We start from the raw sequence: 16,048 nt of genomic DNA, 5'->3' as shown, positions 1-16,048 counted from the left end.
GCTGTTGCTTTCCCCAACAAAAAACTGCGTGCCTCAGCCTGGCTAGGAGTCCAGAATGAGGCACGCATCTGTCATGGAGCGGAAGGGGATGGGGGATCCGCCCAAGGCAATTTTTTTAGTATCCGCGCCCGAATTTCGGGTGGAAGGTGACGCCGAACGACAGCCGGATGTTATTTTGCGTCTGGCTGCTGAAGCGGGTCATGAGGTAGTCGAACTGGAACAGGCGGACAGAGATTACGTCCGAAGCCTGCCAGTCATAACCACCACCCAGAGCTGTGGCAAAGGCGTTGTCTGAAACCGAAAAATTGGTTCCCAGCACGCTGGTGCTCACGCTGTCATGCGCGAAGCCGAACAGGCCGTGAACGAAAACTGCGCCCTTGTCGTTGGGCATCTTGAACTCGGGTCCAAACAGATAGGTATAGATGTGGTTGTTGGCGCCGTTCTCGCTGTGATAGCTGCCGTTCATGTCAGCCGAGATGCCAAAAGTCGGCGTGAGCCTGAAGGTCGCCATGCTCTCCCAACCGTTCTGGTTGACAGCGCTTGCGCCCTGGCCGGGATTGAAGCGGGTATAGGAATATCCGCCGAATACGTCCAACTTGTCCGACGACGACTTCTGCGCAAACAGCGAGAAGCTCGCGGCAAGCACAAAGAAACTTGCAAACAGAGCTTTCCTCATGGACCGATTTCCTCCAGTGGCGAACAAAGATTTGTTCGAGCTGATTTTTTCCCGGGGTAGTTAGCGGCAAAGATAAGCTGGAGAGCAGTGCACGAAAAGAGTCCTATAGACCATGCGGTAATACCCGACTTCGGTAATGTTAGTGGGCTGATAACATGCCAACGGACATCTAAGCGTCCTACATTCAGCAGCTTACGAATGCCGACATGTAACTCCAGAGTTGGCTCATGAAAAGGAAGACGGCCGGATCTTGCTCACCAAAAATTGGTTCGGCGGCAACTCTTTCTAGAGCGCCTAAACAGGAATGCTTGTTCTAGTCGTTGTTGAGGTGCGCGACCTAGCCGCTCTCGCGTTGCGATCTGAACTGAACGATTCTTCGGCGATCCCGCTTCGATGGTCGAGTTGAAGGCGCTGTAGTAAAGCCTCTCATAGCTTTTTGTTCTTCGGCAAACTTCGCGCGAAGCTCGCGGCTTGCCTCTGTTTCGCGATACAGGGTCTGAGCCACCGATGCAGGGCCCCGAACCTCGCTGAGATCCTGAACCCTTACCTGAAACTGGCCACCCTCGGTTCGAATCTGTAGTAAGTCGCCTACGTGCACCTCTCGGGCAGGTTTAACTGCCTGGCCGTGGGATTCAATCCTACCAAGTTCACAGGCGCGAGTAGCCAGAGAACGTGTCTTGAAGAATCGAGCAGCCCACAGCCATTTGTCGATGCGAACGCCGGTCATGGTTGTCATCGTAGAGTCTAGCGCGTGGAACAGGCAGTCGGCGCTCGGCTGTCGGCATTCGGCCAATTGAGCTCGACATCAATGAGAAATCGCGCGAAACCGCGCGTCCATCCCAAAGTTCCTCGAAACACTCAGAACCTGCGGCCACCCGCGGCCGGGTGTTCGCCTGCAGGTCGAGAATCCCATTTTGAAACAAAGTGCTCAGCTTCAGCGCTTTGGCCAATTGCTTATTGCTAATCGCTTATTGCTGCCCTTAAACAATCACAGCCTCGGCTGTCGGCATTCGGCCAATTGAGGCTCGACATCAATGCAGAAATCGCGCGAAACCGCGCGTCCATCCCAAAGTTCCTCGAAACACTCAGAACCTGGCGGCCACCCGCGGCCGGGTGTTCGCCTGCAGGTCGGGAATCCCAATTTGAAACAAAGTGCTCAGCTTCAGCGCTTTGGCTAATTGCTAATTGCTAATCGCTTATTGCTGTTCTTAAACAATCACGGCCTGCATTCTTGCGAATGCAGGCCGTGGAAGGTGGTGAGATGTCCTCTTTGGAACTGGCCGACTCTGTTGCCAAAACCGGCTGCTCACACAATCTGGTGAATTTGTCACCCATCGTGCCCCCTTCCGTTACCGGAAGCTTTACGCTGGAACCCGCCTTGCGACGTCTTCCTGCGAGTGCCCGAGGAGCGAAGCCTGTTGCCTGATTTCGACAGGCCGTCCACCGATTGCTGCTCTTTGTTATCCCTCACCCTCTCGGGTTTGAGATAGGGCCACAGACGATCCGAAGACTTTCATCTCCGGTGTTCTGTGGTCTCTAGGCTGGCCTATCTGTCCAGCAGCTTTCGCCGCCGAAGGACGCCCAGTCTTGCAAGCCATCTGGATTGCAGATGAGCTTTCGCTCACCCAGCATCACAGTTGGTCTTTCGCCGATTGTCCGTCGTGACTTGCGCCACGCTGTTCAGGTCAACCGGGCTTTTGCCTGCATGATTCCGCACTCGACTCACGCCAAATGGTTCCTCATGCTTGGACTTCTCGAACAGCTTCGTCCCTGAATTTCCGATTCCAGGCGAACCTGGATTCAGTTTCGGCGAAGCCGTCATCAATCGCCGCCCTCGTCCCGGGCGCGCCGGGATGCCTTCGGCCGACTGACAACCGCAAAACCCGCTTTGACTTACGCCATGCGCTGGGTTGCGATTTGATTGCCGTGATCAGCAGAACGCTTCCGCAATCTGCTCATGCAACTCGCCCTTGCGGGCTGCTACTCGCGTGTTCCCTTTCGGGAACATCGAATCTGTTGCAATGACTGTTTCCAGCACTATTGCAACCTGCCGTCGCACTTACGCCGACAGCACCGGCAACCTGGCTGTGATGCAGAAGTCTTGAATTGAGCTTGCGCCTAATTCAACGCTTCCTTTCACAGTGCTGATCTCTTACGCCTGCAGAATCTTTGAGGAATGCACTTCGGTTGCCCTCTAGCGCTTTCCCACATGAAGCTCAGCTTTCGCCGATCCTCATGCTTCCAAGCTGACGAACTCGCCGACTTACGCCGCCTTGTTCTCGCAGGCTGAAGCCGCGAAGCCTCAACCCGCTCTCAGCCTGCCGGAACTTTCGGATATCGAAAACTTGCGCCTTCGACTTTCCTAGCGTTGTGTTCGCAGTCTTTTGAACTGCGCCTGCAATGCGATTCCGTTGGCTTCCGGTCTCAAGCGGTTATTCGCCGCCTGATTCCTTGCACCCGCTGACAGCTCTCGCTGCCGCCGTTTGCTGACCCATCTGCATCTTCGATTTCAGCAACCGATCGCTTTCCAACTTTCGTTGTTTGCGACCAGTCCTTGCTCGATTGAAACTCTCGGCTCCGTCTCGCGTCAGAACCGACCTTACGGCCTGTTCCTCTCCGACGAAACTGCGGGCCTCAACCGACTGTTTCAAACTTCCATCCCCTGACGGAGATCTCAACTTTGAAACTCAGGCTCGAGCGATTCAGGACATCTCACGCTCGCGTGTTAGGGAATTTACTCCTTTCGCAGATGGGAGCAAGGGAAATACGATCCGATTTTGTGGGTTTCCTGTTTAAAAGTAGTCCGTCTTGTGGAGTCGGGTGGAAAAGGCGTGAGCGCGAGAATTTCTGCACAGCTTAGTGTGCGATCTTGGCGATATTACGCCTCGATATTGCACTCTAAGCTGTGCGGAAATGGGGCCCAAGTTCCCGGAAATGTTCTTTGTACGGTTTTCCGAACAAACTTGCCTTCGAAGCAGAGAACCCTTCAATCCACGCGATGATAGCTAGCTATTTTCTAGACTCCTCCGCGCGCGGCGCGAAGCTTATCCGGGACGAAGCCAACACGTGGAACGCAAACCCGAGCTCTTACTTGCTGACTCCGATGAACGGACTCGAACGCTCTGCCGCGATCTCGCTGAAAATTTGCATTGCGAGTTGGCTGTTGTATCCGGCCGCGATTCTGCTCTTTCGATGATTCAGCGTGGCGAATTTTCCGTCGCACTCCTGGATGCGAATACGATTTCAGATCCTCCGGACCTGCTTCCGCAAATCAAGGCTAAATCCGCCAGAATTGAAGTCATCCTATTGCAAGAAAAAGCCAGCACCGCAGCGGCCGTTCGCGCGATCAAAGCTGGATTTTTCGATTATCTCGAGAAGCCCCTGGATGTGCAGGCGCTGCAGAAATCGATCGAGCAGGCACTGGATAGATCTCTAAAATTCCAGCCGTCGATTCCCACATTAGAACAGCTGGAGCGGCGAGCCATCGAAGACGCCATGGCGCAGGCGGAAGGAGACAAGGTCAAAGCTGCCCGCCTGCTCTCGATCGGCAAAACCACGCTGTACCGCAAACTGCGGCAATACGGAAGTTACTCCCGCAAGCGCAAAGGACCTGCGCGTCGCGGCTCTCCTAGAAATGACGTGAGTAGCTGGCAATGATTGTGTAGTCGGCGAAGGCAGCATCTCCGTGCGTGTGGTTCTGGATATCGGAGGTGCTGATCTTGCGATTTCTCTCCATCGCCCAGGGAGCGCTTACGTTTAACGAATTGTTCCGGTATGAAAGCGCCAGGCCCGGCTCAATCGAAATCACATATCCCGGACGCCGGAAACCATTGCTGGCTCCGAATGCATCGCGCACCGGAACTCCTTCCATCCTTCCGCCGAGACTAAGCGCTAAATAGCGAAGCTTCGGCACATTGTGCGAAAAACCTCCACGCCACAAGTATTGATCGCTCACCGACATAACGTCTTCGTGCGGAGCGCTGCGGAATGTCTTCACGCCATTGGTGTCGCGTGGATTAAACAGCCACGAGCCGGTGAAGTAGAGCATTGTATGGAAATAGGTTTGGCGATATGCCTGTGTCGCCAGCGTGAATCCCCAACTTCCATCGCCAGGCTGAAGGGATTGATCGAAATTCCGAAGCTGCGTTGTGCCGTTGGAAAGAATCGTGGTCCCTTGTGCATCGTTGATGCCGGTGGGTAATTTGAGAGATGCAGAGATAGCTACGTTGCCGTGACTCTCTGTCGGCGGACGAAATACCCACCCCTGCACGCCCAGAAATATGTCGCCAATGCCGCCCACGCGAGAGACGTTTACGTTGCCCTGCTGATGGCGTGTCCCGGTCATAGCGGGAATGTCGCCGATGATGCTGAACCGCGGACTGAACTGGTAATTGAAGGAAAGATCGTACAGATTGACGTGATTCTGCACCTGATTGTGCAGGATGGCGCGACGCACTTGGTAATCCGTTCCAATGTAGTGCGCATAAGAGCTGTAAGTGCGGAATCCGACGCTTATCGTCAAATTGTGAAGTCTGTCTGCCCAGTCGCGTCCATGAAAGGTCTGCTGCTGATTTGTCGGGTCCAGACCAGAAATCAGCGGCTGTTCCGTATGCGCCGCGACGCAGCCTTGTCCAAAAGCCATGGTTGAGAAGGCCAACAGCGGAAGCAAGCCAGCAAGAATCGCAAAAACCTTCAGGAGGCGGCGAGCAAAGGCGCGCGTCATAAGAACTCCGGACTACAGAAATCAGATCTTGAGCCCAAGTCTGCGATGCGGAAGTACATCGTATGTAGCTGGCGCGAACAATAATGCAAATGCACTATTGGGACTGCCTGTACATTGGGAACCATGCAATCCAGGCTTCGGCGCGTAGTCGCCGCTTATGTAATCGCTCTGCTCCTGATTTTCGCTGCTTCTGCCTTCGCTGCAAAGAACGTTCGGAAGCTCACGCTGCGAAATCTCCAGGGCAACAAGGCCCGACTTGGCGATTACCAGGGACGGATCGTGGTACTGAATTTCTGGGCTACCTGGTGCGGGCCGTGCAAGGAAGAACTTCCACGTTTAGGGAAAATGGCTGATCAATATGCCGCGCAGAATGTCGCCTTCGTGTTGGCATCCATTGACGAGCAAAGGAAGCTCGAAGCAGTTCGCGATTTTGTGGCGCAACAAAAGCTTAGCTTGCCAGTTTTAGTAGGAGCGGACGTCGATCTCCTTGAGCAACTGTCCGGCACCAACGTGGTCCCCGCAACGCTGATCATCGACGACAAAGGGGAGATCGTCCGCGCCATCAATGGCGAAGCCCACGAAGAGGATGTCAAACAAGCCGTGGATTGGCTTTTGAATGGGAAGAACGGTCCGGCGCCCACGGAGCGGGTGAAGAGGTATTGAAGGTAGAGACGCAGCATGCTGCATCTCCAGGCTGGACAAAAAAATTCCCGCCGTTTGCGGCGGGATCGATTCGATAGGGTGACTACAATCTAGCGATTTGCCTGCGACCCTTCCATAGTGTTTTTGTAGTATCGTGCTCCCTAATTTAAAACGATTAGATACTGCTGGCCCGATTCGTTCGGACTAGTGCGCTTGTCCTGGTGTTCAGTTGCCGAGGTGAGATGAAACACGCGAAGAGAATTGTAATTTGCATGGTGGTGTTGCTTGCGGCTTGCGGAGCACAGAACGCAAGCACCACGGGCGTCGTTCTGGTTTCGGAACAGCGGCTCCAGCAGCTGCTTCCCGCGACGGTTTTCATCGACGGTGAGAATGTCCCCACGCAGCAACGCAACGCAGCTCTGGTTCAACTCCCGAATGGAAAAATCCTGCTGGCGAGTTTGATCGACACGGCCGGGTACAGCTCTGCGTATCAAGAGAAGTATGCCGGCGTCCTGCTCTCGCAAAGCAGATTCACGCTTGGCAACAAGAATCTCGACGCCGGAGCTTACGCCATAGGTCAAAAAAAGAATGGGGACTCTGTCACGGTATATGTCTACAACCTTGGTGGAGAGAAACTGGCAGAGCTTCCCACGGAGAAGCAGGAGAACTTGCGCCCGGTGAAGCCGCTGCAAGTGATCTCGGCTGCTGATGGATCCGCCCGGTTGTATGTCGGTCCTTACTATCTTTCACTCGCAGGCAGGTAAGTGGCTCAGTCTTACGCAAGCCCGCGCTCAGCTACGGCCGGACTACTGGTGGGACTCGCTATCACGCTGGCGGTAGTCGTCGCATATTCCTGGTATGTGACCCGGCAGATCTCTGGCTTGCGCGAGCTGCAAACGTCCATTACTGAGCGAAATCGGATGGACTCGCTGCAGTTGTTACGAATTCAGAACACGCTGAACAGTATCGCTTTGGGAATGCGCGATGTGCTCGACAACACAGAGCACTATCCCGTAAAAGCCTTCCAGGGACAATTCCAACGGCTGCGTACCGATCTCGAAGACGGAATGAAGCGGGAGCAAGCGGTTTCCGTCGCAACGCGCACTGCTGAGCAGCATCAGTACCTTGAAAGTTCTGTCGCACAATTCTGGGAAGCTCTCGATCACGTCTTCGATCTGTCGCGCAACGGCAAGGAAGAGGAGGCTCGCCTGCAAATAAGTCAGTCGCTTCAAGCTCGCGAAGCGGCGCTGAGCATCGCCGTAGCTCGCTTGCTGGTAGAGAACAATGAGAGCGAGAAGCAAGCCGCAGAGCGAGTAAACGACATTTATCGCAGAGTTGAAAGACAGGCATATACGTTTCTCATCGCAGCCCTCGCGGCCATCGTGCTTACCAGCGTGTTGCTGATCCGGTCGAATCGCGAACTTTTTCACCGGCTGGCCACGCTTTCCGAGCAACGCAGTGACCTGGCCCAAAAATTGATCTCAACCCAAGAGTCGACGCTCAGCTATGTCTCCCGCGAACTTCACGACGAATTCGGGCAGATACTCACTGCGCTCGGAGCCATGCTCACGCGCGCCGCGAAGCGAAATCCCGATGCGGAACTGAATGAGAGCTTGCGCGAAATTCGCGACGTCGCGCAATCGGCGCTGAACAAAGTACGCACGCTCTCGCAAGCGTTGCACCCCGTGATGCTCGACGAAGCCGGCCTCGAGCAAAGCCTCGACTGGTATCTGCCTACAGTCGAGCGTCAGACCGGGATTGCCATCTCCTATGAAAAATCCGGGAGCGCATTTGAAGTCCCCCGCAGTGCCGGAGTTCACATTTACCGGGTCGTACAGGAAGCGCTGAACAATGTGAAGCGGCACTCAGGAGCTCAGCGCGCGTGGGTGCGTCTGCGTTTTCTCGCCGATGCACTCGAGCTCGAAATTGAAGATCACGGTCGAGGACTAGCCAGATCGAATGGGACGCGCGGTATAGGCCTCGTAGGAATGCGAGAACGCGCACAGCTCATTGATGCGCAGTTAAGCTTCACGCAGCCTGCGGAAGGAGGGACTCTGGTAAAGCTGCGAGTACCACGAACTGCGAGTGCCGAGGCCAATAAGGAGCCAGAGCACGTTGGCTAAAATGCGAGCCTCGCAGAGAAGCAAACCCAAATTCGAAGCTGAATGACCAAAAACAAGATCTCCGTTCTTCTGGTCGACGATCATAGCCTTGTCCGTCGCGGCTTCCGACGTATGCTGGAAGACGAGAGCGATATGCAAGTCGTTGGCGAGGCCAGCAGTGGCGGGGAAGCCGTGCAACTTGCGGGAAAGCTCAGACCGCAGGTCATCCTCATGGATTGCGCCTTGCAAGGCGAGAGCGGCATCACAGCAACGCGAAAGATCATCGAGGCGTTACCCGACACAGCGGTTCTCATGCTAAGCATGCATTCGGAAGAAACGCTCGTTCGCCAATCTCTCGAAGCCGGAGCCCGTGGCTACATTCTGAAGAACGCTTCGGATCTCGACCTGGCTGCCGCTATCCGCCGAGTTCTTGACGGAAATGTCGTGCTCGACCCGCAGCTAAAACGGACTGAAACGTTAAGAGGAGAGCGCGCAGGCGGACTCACCAGTCGCGAGCTTGAGGTTCTTCAACTGATTGCGATGGGCAAATCGAACAAGGAGATCGCAAGCGACCTCGACCTGAGCGTCAACACCGTGGCAGTGCATCGGGCGAATATCATGAATGCGCTTGGCCTGCATAAGACCGCCGAACTCGTCGTCTACGCCATTCGCAATGGCTTGGTGAACCTTCCGTAAACGAGCCTGCCTGCACAGAAGTTATGTGCACGTTACCTTGAAAAAAACGAACTTGCGACCTTGACCGCGTGTCTCAGCTATCTCTTTCTCGGAGCAGCCGTAGGACGCCAGGCTCGAAAGCAACAATCCTGGTGGGCTCAGAGGATCGGGAGTCGTATCGTATGCGTAGAGGAATTCGCGCTCGTAGATGTCGTGTCCGTGCTCGATGATATCTTCGCGCTCCCCGATCGAGTATGAGACGTCGCGCACCGTGAGTCTCAGGCCTGCCGACTTAGCTGGCAACACCGCTTTGATGACCTGGACGGGAAAGCCTCCGGAGGACTGGTGGATCGCCAGCGGGGCGCCGGCGAGATCGTCTGAGGCGAAGATCGGCTCTCCTGCAGGAATTACGAAGCTGGTAAAGACTGGCCGATCGGGACGGTGCGTGAGGTCATACTCGAGCGACAAGGTTCCAACCACTGCGACTGCCACTGTAAATCGCAATGCCCATTTTGGGTTTATCCGCCGAATCGAGTGCCCCGCAAGCAAGTAGTAAGGAATGACGGCGATGATCAGGTAGCGCTCTTGCCAAATCGGTTTAACGATCATGCTGAAGGCAAAAACGAAGCCGATCGTGGCCACTGAGAGCATGAGAAACAGACTCGCGAAGCGACGCTCAACCTTGCGATGAGCCCAAATCGCTATTGCGATAGGCAGGTTCAGCACTATCGCTCCCAGAGTGCTTCCAAGAAGATGGGTGATCGTCTTCCATTCGATTGCAGGCGTCAGTTTCGCAATCCATGAAATGTTGTGAATGACTCGCGCCGGAGCGGGAGCAAAAACCTTTACTGCTACGACCCAGCCAAAAAGTGCGAGCAGGGCAGGCAGGCAAGTGAGCAATCGATTTCGGAATTGTCTCCGCGCTAGCGCAGCATGCGCGAGTTCGCATCCCACGACCGCGAGACCGGCAACGTGCACCATCACCAAAGCCAAATTGACGAGGCCCCACAAGATCTGTAGGGAGGAACGATCGCTCTTCTGCTTCAGATACAAATCCAAAGACCACACCGTAAGAAAGCAGAGCAGGGAGTACATCCGTACTTCCTGGCTATAGAGAACCAGGAAAGGATTGCACGCAATTGCGAGCAGCAAAGCAATTCTCAACCAGGTGGAGAGCCGGATCTGCTTCATGCAACTCCAAAGCGGCGCCACAGTCAGAACGGAAAACAGAACCGAAAACCCCCGCAAGCTCGCAACAGATGCCCCAACCGTGGAGATCCAGAGCTTGAGCAGCATGTAGTAAAGCGGCGGGTGAACCCTGTCGACAACCAGCTGCCGTAAGAGATCGCTCCATCTAGACCTGGCGACGAAAACGCTAAACGCCTCGTCACACCAGAGCGAGTACGTACTGAGGTGGCGCAAACGCAACGCGACATAAATGAGCGACACGATGCCGAGCGCAGCAATCGAGATTGCAGGTTGGAAGCGCCTAGCCCGACGATTTTCGGTGCTTGAAGGCGGGAACTCTTTCACTCGGACAACGACATTGCCGGTGCTGAGCAGTTCCTGGTTTGAGGGCATACCCCCGAGCATAACCTGCCCTGGCCGGAGGGCACTCGGGAAAAACGCGGAATTTTCGGGCCTATTCGCCTGTGCTGCCTTTCGGCACTCTGATGGGAACTCACGGCAAAATCTTCAGTCTGCATTTTCGCAACATCAAAGGTGGCTTCCTTAAATTTCCAGGAAGCCTTCCCCGACAACGAGGATATTGATTTTGTCCGCGCGATCCGCACCTATAAGAGGTTGGCTACGACGGTATGCTCATGCCCGGCCACGTGCCGAAGATCGATGGCGATGAACAAGGGCGCAGGCTTTTGCGTATTGCTTCGGCTACATCAGGCACTGATCCAAATGGTTAGCGCAGAACGATAACAGCTCAGTCGCGACGAAGCTCGAGCGCCATGAAGTGCCTGCTGCTCTCGTTGGCTGTTCACAGCATCGCATCCGGCAAACTGCATCGCTTCTTCCACACTCTAAGCAAAGAAAGGCGAAGAGAGGTGCTATATGCGTTTGCTGGCCATTCTATGTTTGGCGCTCTGTGTGTCTGCCGTTGCGCAGGAGAAGAGCTCTGGATCGAAATCCCAAAAATCAACGGCGAAGGCCGGCGCAGTTTCCGACTCTCAGTTTGTAACCAAAGCTGCTCAAGGGAATATGGCTGAAGTTGCGCTGGGAAAAATGGCAACTGAGAAGTCACAGAACGATGACGTGAAGAAGTTCGGTCAGATGATGGTCGACGATCACTCGAAGGCCGAGCAGGAGCTTGAAGGAGTGGCGTCAAAGAACAATTTGCAGGTCCCAAAAGAAGTAGGTGCCGAACAAAAAGCTGAGCAGCAGCGGCTGGAAAAGCTATCCGGCGCTGCCTTTGATCGGGCTTACATGCAAATGATGGTTAAGGATCACGTGAAGGATGTGGCGGAGTTCAAGAAGGAAGCTGCAAACACGTCCGCCAACTCCGATGTCAAAGACTTCGCGACTCGCACTTATCCTACGCTGGATAACCACCTGACCCACGCAAAGGCAGTTCACGACGCCATGAACAAGTCAGGTAGCAACGGCAAAGTTGGGAGTAAGTCCAAGAAGAAGAACACGGCAGGAACCACGAGCGGCGGTCCGGGGCTCAACCTGATTTGATTTGGGCTCAAGCGCATCGTAGAGACGCAGCGTGCTGCCTCTCTACCAGGACTACGCTCGGGCTGCACCCGCCCGGGAAAGACCAAAAGCGGCGCGGATACTGGTTCGACTCAGATAAACGATGATCCACGCCAGCAGCGCGAATCGCAACAGTCCGAGAATTGCGAGCGCGACCGGAAGGTAACGGAACATCTGGGCAAAGAGTCCTACGTCGAGCATGAAGGAGAAGACGGCGAATCCATAGCTGGCAAACCATGCCCATCGCTGCAATCGTTGCAGCGCAATCCCGATCCAGCAGCAAAGGAGTGCCATTACCACGAAGTAGGTGGTCACAATTCCTGGCACATCGAGCAGCAGTGTGGGACCCAATGACGCTGATGGCGTCGCGTCTTCTAACAATGAGATGAGTGAGGCGCGAGCGAAGAGCCACCCAAAGAGCAACGCGGTGTACCCCGCCGAGCCGAGGAAATACAGAGCCGCGATCATCTTCACGCCAAGTGGACGTTGTTTCACGCCTAGTGTTGCGCCTCCTCAACCGAGATGATCTTCGAGTCCGTGCGGAATTTCTTGTAGTCGCTGAACTGAGCATCCACCTCCAGCCGCATTGATTTCAGGAGCGCGATGCGCGCATCGAAGGCAATATGTGCATGCCGCGGCAGCCAAGCTTCGTTATTCACAAACGTCTGCTCAAGTTCAATATGGGAACCGGGATGCAAGCGCAAGAGGAACCCTCCCCAAGTAATGGTATCGATTACTTCAGCTTCGAGCCTCAGCCATTCGAAATTCTCTTTGCCGATCCACAATTTCGGACGCAGCTTCGGCAGCACTCGCGCCGCGTTCAATCTCGGCCGAAACGACTGCCGAGGTTCGCCCGCCACTACGTACGCAGGCCGCCCATTTACGGTTTCTTCGCGGAGAATACGGAAATCATAAGCCTCCGGCACCTCCAAAAGAAATGAGTGCTCTTCGTGATGGCGTTTCTCGAAATCGGCCAGCCGCTTGTGCCGGTCGGCTGGACTCTCCTGCCGGCGTTTTTCCATTGTGTCGTTGAGCTTCTTCTCAGCTTTGCGCGCCTCGGACTCAGACAGCGGCTGATCGTTGCGTTTGATCAAGTGAGCATACGGCTGCCCGTAGAGAAAGATGATCTCCTCAGTCTCCGATTTCGTCGACTTCGTGCTGCCATCGGAATTCAACTCACGCTGCTCGATGCGCTGCACGAACGTGTAGTTTGTCTCCTTTTGCCAGTTGCTCACGTCGTGCTCCATGGCTCGACGCACAATTTGATTGGCAGAAAGCGGCACTACGGTGGGACTCGACCCACTGATTGGGGAATCATTATTTCCCTGGGAAAGGGCTACAGCGGACAGGGCGAGAAGAAGAATAGCAATCAGAAATGCGGGTGGCCTCAGCTTAGCGTTCGACAATTCCCGCATAGTTTCGTAGACAGACTCGAATCCAGCTAGTGAATCATACCCTTTGAAAGAACGAAGGTGAATGTTGCCGGTCTGTAGGGGATGCTTTCGTGTGCATTATCAGGAGCGTAGCTTGAAGTCAGGGAACCGCATCGGCTGTTTTTCATCTCTAAGGTAAACTGGCTGGGAGTGCTCACGCGGAGGGATGTGTGAGCGGTTGAAACAGGCGGTCTTGAAAACCGCTATACCCGAAAGGGTATCGGGGGTTCGAATCCCTCTCCCTCCGCCATTAGCCCGCACGCTGTGATCGACGTGGCGCGAGGACCTCGGCAATCTTGTCCATCAGCGTGTCCGGTTCGTCGGAAGTTGAGATAAAGCCATCCACGAATGCGACCACCATTTCTGAGAGAGTAAAAGTTCCCGAAAAGATAATGACAGGAATGTTCGGTTTTTTGCTCTTCATTTGCATGGCAACCAGGTCGCCGCACATTCCCGGCATGTAGTAGTCGAGAATCGCAAGGTCGAAGTCTTCAGCTTCGAACGTTACCAGTGCGTCAGTGCCGTTGCTGGCCGTGACTACCCGGTAACCAAGTTGCCGCAACCGCTCCTCCATTACTTCCCGGCGACGAGCGTCATCATCAACGTAGAGCAGCTTCTCAGGCATACAGCATAAGAAGCTCCCAGTATGGGAATCGCTGCATTACCGAGATGCATTGGACTTTGGTGTGAGCACCCGGAAGCAACCAAGAAGGTGGCCTCCTGCTTCTAAGGATTAGCGACGAGCTACTCTCTCATTGCTCCGTAGCGTGAACGGGCCGCTCCCCGACCCGCTTTGCAAACTCCAAGGTTTTCTGCAACCGCCGCGCACGGCTCTCAGGATTCCGATAATAAAAGATCGCCATCAATTCCCCGCGCTGCTGCCGCGGCGTCATGCGGGACCAGCCTTCGCGAGCCACCGGATTACGCGCAAAGGCGGTTCGGATTAGAGGCGGCAATTCCTGCTCCGCCTCCATGGTCTCCATGAGGCGCTCAGCAATCTGTTCGGCACGACGGCGACGGCTGGCAACGCTCTTCGGCTCAGAGATCCACGCGCTGACGGCGTTCCGATAAGAAAAGCTTAGAGAGTCGAAGAAAGCCCGCATTCTCTTGCTCTGCTTAAGAATTGATTCAAATTGAATTGGAACCGCGACGGCCCGCGGCTCGGTATCGTGTGAAAGGTGAAATTCCGCGGTGTTGCCCAGAAAGACTTTGGCGGCCTTCTGAACCTTGTTGTTTACCAAAATGAAATGGCCACCGTCTTTTTGCGGAAACAATGAAGTGCGAAAAGTAACCCCGTTCACTTCGCCAAAGACCTTTATCCGACCCTTCCCCCAGACCTTCTTTGCGTCAAAAGGCAGCCGAACAATGATCCATCCGAGGTCGGACCTCAAGCGCTCGAGGGTAGCGCGAAATGTCTTTACTTTTCGCTTTGCCATCGTGGATCGCGGATGAAGCGGGCACTCGCGCAGGATTCTATTCGATGAACGGCGAGTTGGCTAGTGAGCTGCCGCGCTGGACATAAGGCTATCGAGTGCAACGTTCATTGCAGCTGCTTTGCCCTGTTTGCCGGTTGAGATGGCTTCGCGAATCGCCACCAGCGGAGCGCGGTCGTCGAACTTCGCCACATCGCCATTGCGGGTCACGCCAAGCCGCGCGAACAGCTGGTCGAGATCCACGGAAACCGGCTTGTCTTTCATCTTCGTGTAAAGTTCTTCCAAAACGGGAACGCCCACGGCTTTATCAGCAACTTCAAAGACGTGTGACAACTCCCAGTCTTCGGTGATTACGCCGCCGTCATTCATCACCGCGCGCAAAGCGTCATCAAGTCCCTTTTGATTGTGGGTGCGCTGCCGGATTTCGACGTCGGCAATCAGACAAAACATCGCACCGCCCCAATAAGTTCGGCCCCATGTGTGCGTGTGATCCAGTCCTTCGTCGCCATTTTCAGGCAGACCCTGGTGCATGTCGCGCGCCATCTCGCCCCACACTTCGGCTTTGCTCATGTTCCCGGCGCGGAGTCGCGCGAGGGGCTCAACGTAGACAGCGATCCCCTCCTCGATCCAGTGGTGCTCTTCCGGCACCGATGGAAACGTCAGGTGCACCATCTCGTGCGTCATCATCCAGTCTTTTTTGAACTCCTCAGGGGTCGTCTGAGTCCCCACCGAGATACGGATGAGTCCGCCGTTATGCAATCCGAAGGTGTGGCCGTTATGTACTCCGCGACCATCGAAGCTACGGATGTTGAGATAAGTTCTTGCCAACGGGAAGCGTCCGTAATAGGCAACGACGGAATTGGCCGCGGTGTGGACCCAATTCATCAAGTTGTCCTGGGCAGATTGAGAGAGGTCGGAATCGAGGTTCACATCAATCGTGCCGCCCCCAACCTCAAAAGAAGGGTCGCGATGTGGAGTGAAGGCAGCGCTGAGCACGATGAGAAGTGTACAGACGGAACGGACAACCATGGCAGAACTCACCTCAACACCTTACGGAGTTCGATGAGCCCCGCGAAACGAGGTTATCAGACTTTCTGCGAGATTATCGTTGAGTGAGTCTCGATGGGATGGCGCTTCCTGACGTAGCGCGCAATCAAGGAATCGAGAGAAATTGCTCCCGGACCGAACAGTAGCACTATGAGCGAAGCGAAGAGGAAGGTATACGGTGAGGCGGCATAAAACTTGTCTGGCTCGGAGAAGATGGACTTCAGCGCCTCCCGGTCTGCGGCGATGTAAGCGACGGCCATGTCGATAACCAGCGGAATCGAGATCAATCGCGAAGCGAGTCCTAAGATGAGCAGGATTCCTCCAACACATTCCAGCATAGAAACGAACCACGCGTTGAATACCGGAAAGGGAATGCCGAGTTCGGTAAAGAAACCGATAGGTTTGGAGATATCTTGCAGCTTTCCCCAGCCGGTCTGCCAAAATTGCCATCCCCAGTAGACGCGCACGAACAATAGGAAAGGGCATTGGAGGAAATTGAGAACTCTGAGAAGGCGGCGGTAAAGGTGAATGCTCGTGTTAACGATGCTCATAGTTGCTCGATTACAGTTGGAGCCCGAGCAGATGTTGCAACAGCAGGCCCGCTTGAA

18 protein-coding genes and 1 tRNA gene are annotated in these 16,048 nt (G+C 54.9%); 7 read left to right on the top strand and 12 right to left on the bottom strand.

Annotated features, from left to right (window positions below):
* Nucleotides 1-115: 115 nt before the first annotated feature.
* The 4 genes from DMG62_12350 to DMG62_12335 all read right to left on the bottom strand — a co-directional run bounded on the left by DMG62_12350 (nucleotide 116) and on the right by DMG62_12335 (nucleotide 3,327).
* On the bottom strand, nucleotides 116-676 hold the full coding sequence (locus tag DMG62_12350; protein ID PYY22646.1) for a hypothetical protein: 561 nt from the start codon (nucleotides 674-676) through the stop codon (nucleotides 116-118).
* 337 nt (nucleotides 677-1,013) lie between these two features.
* Nucleotides 1,014-1,403, bottom strand: a complete 390-nt coding sequence (locus DMG62_12345; protein PYY22688.1) for an RNA-binding protein — start codon at nucleotides 1,401-1,403, stop codon at nucleotides 1,014-1,016.
* An 894-nt stretch (nucleotides 1,404-2,297) separates the two neighbouring features.
* Nucleotides 2,298-2,498 carry a hypothetical protein gene (locus DMG62_12340; GenBank protein PYY22645.1) on the bottom strand — a complete coding sequence of 67 codons (201 nt, stop codon included), beginning with the start codon at nucleotides 2,496-2,498 and terminating at the stop codon, nucleotides 2,298-2,300.
* 610 nt (nucleotides 2,499-3,108) lie between these two features.
* Nucleotides 3,109-3,327: a hypothetical protein gene (locus tag DMG62_12335; protein ID PYY22644.1), complete on the bottom strand. Its 219-nt coding sequence runs from the start codon at nucleotides 3,325-3,327 to the stop codon at nucleotides 3,109-3,111.
* Between the two features lie 415 nt (nucleotides 3,328-3,742).
* Here DMG62_12335 and DMG62_12330 point away from each other — a divergent pair, with 415 nt between their 5' ends.
* Nucleotides 3,743-4,333 carry a hypothetical protein gene (locus DMG62_12330; GenBank protein ID PYY22643.1) on the top strand — a complete coding sequence of 197 codons (591 nt, stop codon included), beginning with the start codon at nucleotides 3,743-3,745 and terminating at the stop codon, nucleotides 4,331-4,333.
* On the opposite strand, the gene DMG62_12325 is transcribed toward DMG62_12330, so the two are convergent.
* Nucleotides 4,305-5,399 carry a hypothetical protein gene (locus DMG62_12325; protein ID PYY22642.1) on the bottom strand — a complete coding sequence of 365 codons (1,095 nt, stop codon included), beginning with the start codon at nucleotides 5,397-5,399 and terminating at the stop codon, nucleotides 4,305-4,307. The two genes, DMG62_12330 and DMG62_12325, sit on opposite strands and share 29 nt — an antisense overlap.
* A gap of 123 nt (nucleotides 5,400-5,522) precedes the next feature.
* Here DMG62_12325 and DMG62_12320 point away from each other — a divergent pair, with 123 nt between their 5' ends.
* The 4 genes from DMG62_12320 (at nucleotide 5,523) to DMG62_12305 (ending at nucleotide 8,839) form a co-directional block, all read left to right on the top strand.
* Nucleotides 5,523-6,062 carry a TlpA family protein disulfide reductase gene (locus DMG62_12320; protein PYY22641.1) on the top strand — a complete coding sequence of 180 codons (540 nt, stop codon included), beginning with the start codon at nucleotides 5,523-5,525 and terminating at the stop codon, nucleotides 6,060-6,062.
* Nucleotides 6,063-6,283: 221 nt separating this feature from the next.
* The gene (locus DMG62_12315; protein PYY22640.1) at nucleotides 6,284-6,805 is read left to right on the top strand and encodes a hypothetical protein; all 522 of its coding nucleotides are present in this window, start codon (nucleotides 6,284-6,286) and stop codon (nucleotides 6,803-6,805) included.
* On the top strand, nucleotides 6,806-8,164 hold the full coding sequence (locus DMG62_12310) for a sensor histidine kinase (GenBank protein ID PYY22639.1): 1,359 nt from the start codon (nucleotides 6,806-6,808) through the stop codon (nucleotides 8,162-8,164).
* Nucleotides 8,165-8,206: 42 nt separating this feature from the next.
* Nucleotides 8,207-8,839: a DNA-binding response regulator gene (locus DMG62_12305; GenBank protein PYY22638.1), complete on the top strand. Its 633-nt coding sequence runs from the start codon at nucleotides 8,207-8,209 to the stop codon at nucleotides 8,837-8,839.
* 21 nt (nucleotides 8,840-8,860) lie between these two features.
* Here DMG62_12305 and DMG62_12300 read toward each other — a convergent pair whose 3' ends face one another.
* Nucleotides 8,861-10,399, bottom strand: coding sequence for a hypothetical protein (locus DMG62_12300; protein PYY22637.1), 1,539 nt, complete (start codon nucleotides 10,397-10,399; stop codon nucleotides 8,861-8,863).
* Between the two features lie 483 nt (nucleotides 10,400-10,882).
* Between DMG62_12300 and DMG62_12295 the strand changes: the two genes are divergently transcribed.
* Nucleotides 10,883-11,509 (top strand): DUF4142 domain-containing protein, encoded by a 627-nt coding sequence (locus DMG62_12295; GenBank protein PYY22636.1) that lies wholly within the window; start codon nucleotides 10,883-10,885, stop codon nucleotides 11,507-11,509.
* A gap of 51 nt (nucleotides 11,510-11,560) precedes the next feature.
* Here the strand turns inward: DMG62_12295 and DMG62_12290 are convergent, their stop codons facing one another.
* Together DMG62_12290 and DMG62_12285 are read right to left on the bottom strand one after the other, a co-directional pair.
* On the bottom strand, nucleotides 11,561-12,022 hold the full coding sequence (locus tag DMG62_12290; protein PYY22635.1) for a hypothetical protein: 462 nt from the start codon (nucleotides 12,020-12,022) through the stop codon (nucleotides 11,561-11,563).
* A gap of 2 nt (nucleotides 12,023-12,024) precedes the next feature.
* Nucleotides 12,025-12,942 carry a hypothetical protein gene (locus tag DMG62_12285; GenBank protein ID PYY22634.1) on the bottom strand — a complete coding sequence of 306 codons (918 nt, stop codon included), beginning with the start codon at nucleotides 12,940-12,942 and terminating at the stop codon, nucleotides 12,025-12,027.
* Between the two features lie 178 nt (nucleotides 12,943-13,120).
* On the opposite strand from DMG62_12285, the gene DMG62_12280 reads away from it, so the two are divergent.
* Nucleotides 13,121-13,210, top strand: a tRNA-Ser gene (locus tag DMG62_12280).
* Here the strand turns inward: DMG62_12280 and DMG62_12275 are convergent.
* The 4 genes from DMG62_12275 to DMG62_12260 all read right to left on the bottom strand — a co-directional run bounded on the left by DMG62_12275 (nucleotide 13,211) and on the right by DMG62_12260 (nucleotide 15,991).
* Nucleotides 13,211-13,585 (bottom strand): hypothetical protein, encoded by a 375-nt coding sequence (locus tag DMG62_12275; GenBank protein ID PYY22633.1) that lies wholly within the window; start codon nucleotides 13,583-13,585, stop codon nucleotides 13,211-13,213. It abuts the tRNA gene before it with no gap.
* A gap of 127 nt (nucleotides 13,586-13,712) precedes the next feature.
* Nucleotides 13,713-14,396 (bottom strand): hypothetical protein, encoded by a 684-nt coding sequence (locus DMG62_12270; protein PYY22632.1) that lies wholly within the window; start codon nucleotides 14,394-14,396, stop codon nucleotides 13,713-13,715.
* Nucleotides 14,397-14,456: 60 nt separating this feature from the next.
* The gene (locus DMG62_12265; GenBank protein ID PYY22631.1) at nucleotides 14,457-15,422 is read right to left on the bottom strand and encodes a hypothetical protein; all 966 of its coding nucleotides are present in this window, start codon (nucleotides 15,420-15,422) and stop codon (nucleotides 14,457-14,459) included.
* Between the two features lie 56 nt (nucleotides 15,423-15,478).
* A complete protein-coding gene (locus tag DMG62_12260) occupies nucleotides 15,479-15,991 on the bottom strand; it encodes a DoxX family protein (protein ID PYY22630.1) in 513 nt (170 codons plus the stop codon).
* Nucleotides 15,992-16,048 lie beyond the last annotated feature (57 nt).

The sequence above is a fragment of the Acidobacteriota bacterium genome (genome assembly GCA_003225175.1).
GTDB lineage: Bacteria > Acidobacteriota > Terriglobia > Terriglobales > Acidobacteriaceae > Gp1-AA112.
Note: the sequence above shows the minus strand (reverse complement) of the source record. Positions and strands in the feature narration are given on the sequence as shown.

Bases quoted from the DNA above. Each gene is read 5' to 3' on its own strand.
- DMG62_12320 (PYY22641.1), top strand. From the start codon at position 5,523: ATGCAATCCAGGCTTCGGCGCGTAGTCGCCGCTTATGTAATCGCTCTG.
- DMG62_12345 (PYY22688.1), bottom strand. From the start codon at position 1,403: ATGACCGGCGTTCGCATCGACAAATGGCTGTGGGCTGCTCGATTCTTC.
- DMG62_12295 (PYY22636.1), top strand. From the start codon at position 10,883: ATGCGTTTGCTGGCCATTCTATGTTTGGCGCTCTGTGTGTCTGCCGTT.
- DMG62_12340 (PYY22645.1), bottom strand. From the start codon at position 2,498: ATGACGGCTTCGCCGAAACTGAATCCAGGTTCGCCTGGAATCGGAAAT.
- DMG62_12260 (PYY22630.1), bottom strand. From the start codon at position 15,991: ATGAGCATCGTTAACACGAGCATTCACCTTTACCGCCGCCTTCTCAGA.
- DMG62_12285 (PYY22634.1), bottom strand. From the start codon at position 12,942: ATGCGGGAATTGTCGAACGCTAAGCTGAGGCCACCCGCATTTCTGATT.
- DMG62_12315 (PYY22640.1), top strand. From the start codon at position 6,284: ATGAAACACGCGAAGAGAATTGTAATTTGCATGGTGGTGTTGCTTGCG.
- DMG62_12350 (PYY22646.1), bottom strand. From the start codon at position 676: ATGAGGAAAGCTCTGTTTGCAAGTTTCTTTGTGCTTGCCGCGAGCTTC.
- DMG62_12270 (PYY22632.1), bottom strand. From the start codon at position 14,396: ATGGCAAAGCGAAAAGTAAAGACATTTCGCGCTACCCTCGAGCGCTTG.
- DMG62_12265 (PYY22631.1), bottom strand. From the start codon at position 15,422: ATGGTTGTCCGTTCCGTCTGTACACTTCTCATCGTGCTCAGCGCTGCC.
- DMG62_12300 (PYY22637.1), bottom strand. From the start codon at position 10,399: ATGCCCTCAAACCAGGAACTGCTCAGCACCGGCAATGTCGTTGTCCGA.
- DMG62_12275 (PYY22633.1), bottom strand. From the start codon at position 13,585: ATGCCTGAGAAGCTGCTCTACGTTGATGATGACGCTCGTCGCCGGGAA.
- DMG62_12325 (PYY22642.1), bottom strand. From the start codon at position 5,399: ATGACGCGCGCCTTTGCTCGCCGCCTCCTGAAGGTTTTTGCGATTCTT.
- DMG62_12305 (PYY22638.1), top strand. From the start codon at position 8,207: ATGACCAAAAACAAGATCTCCGTTCTTCTGGTCGACGATCATAGCCTT.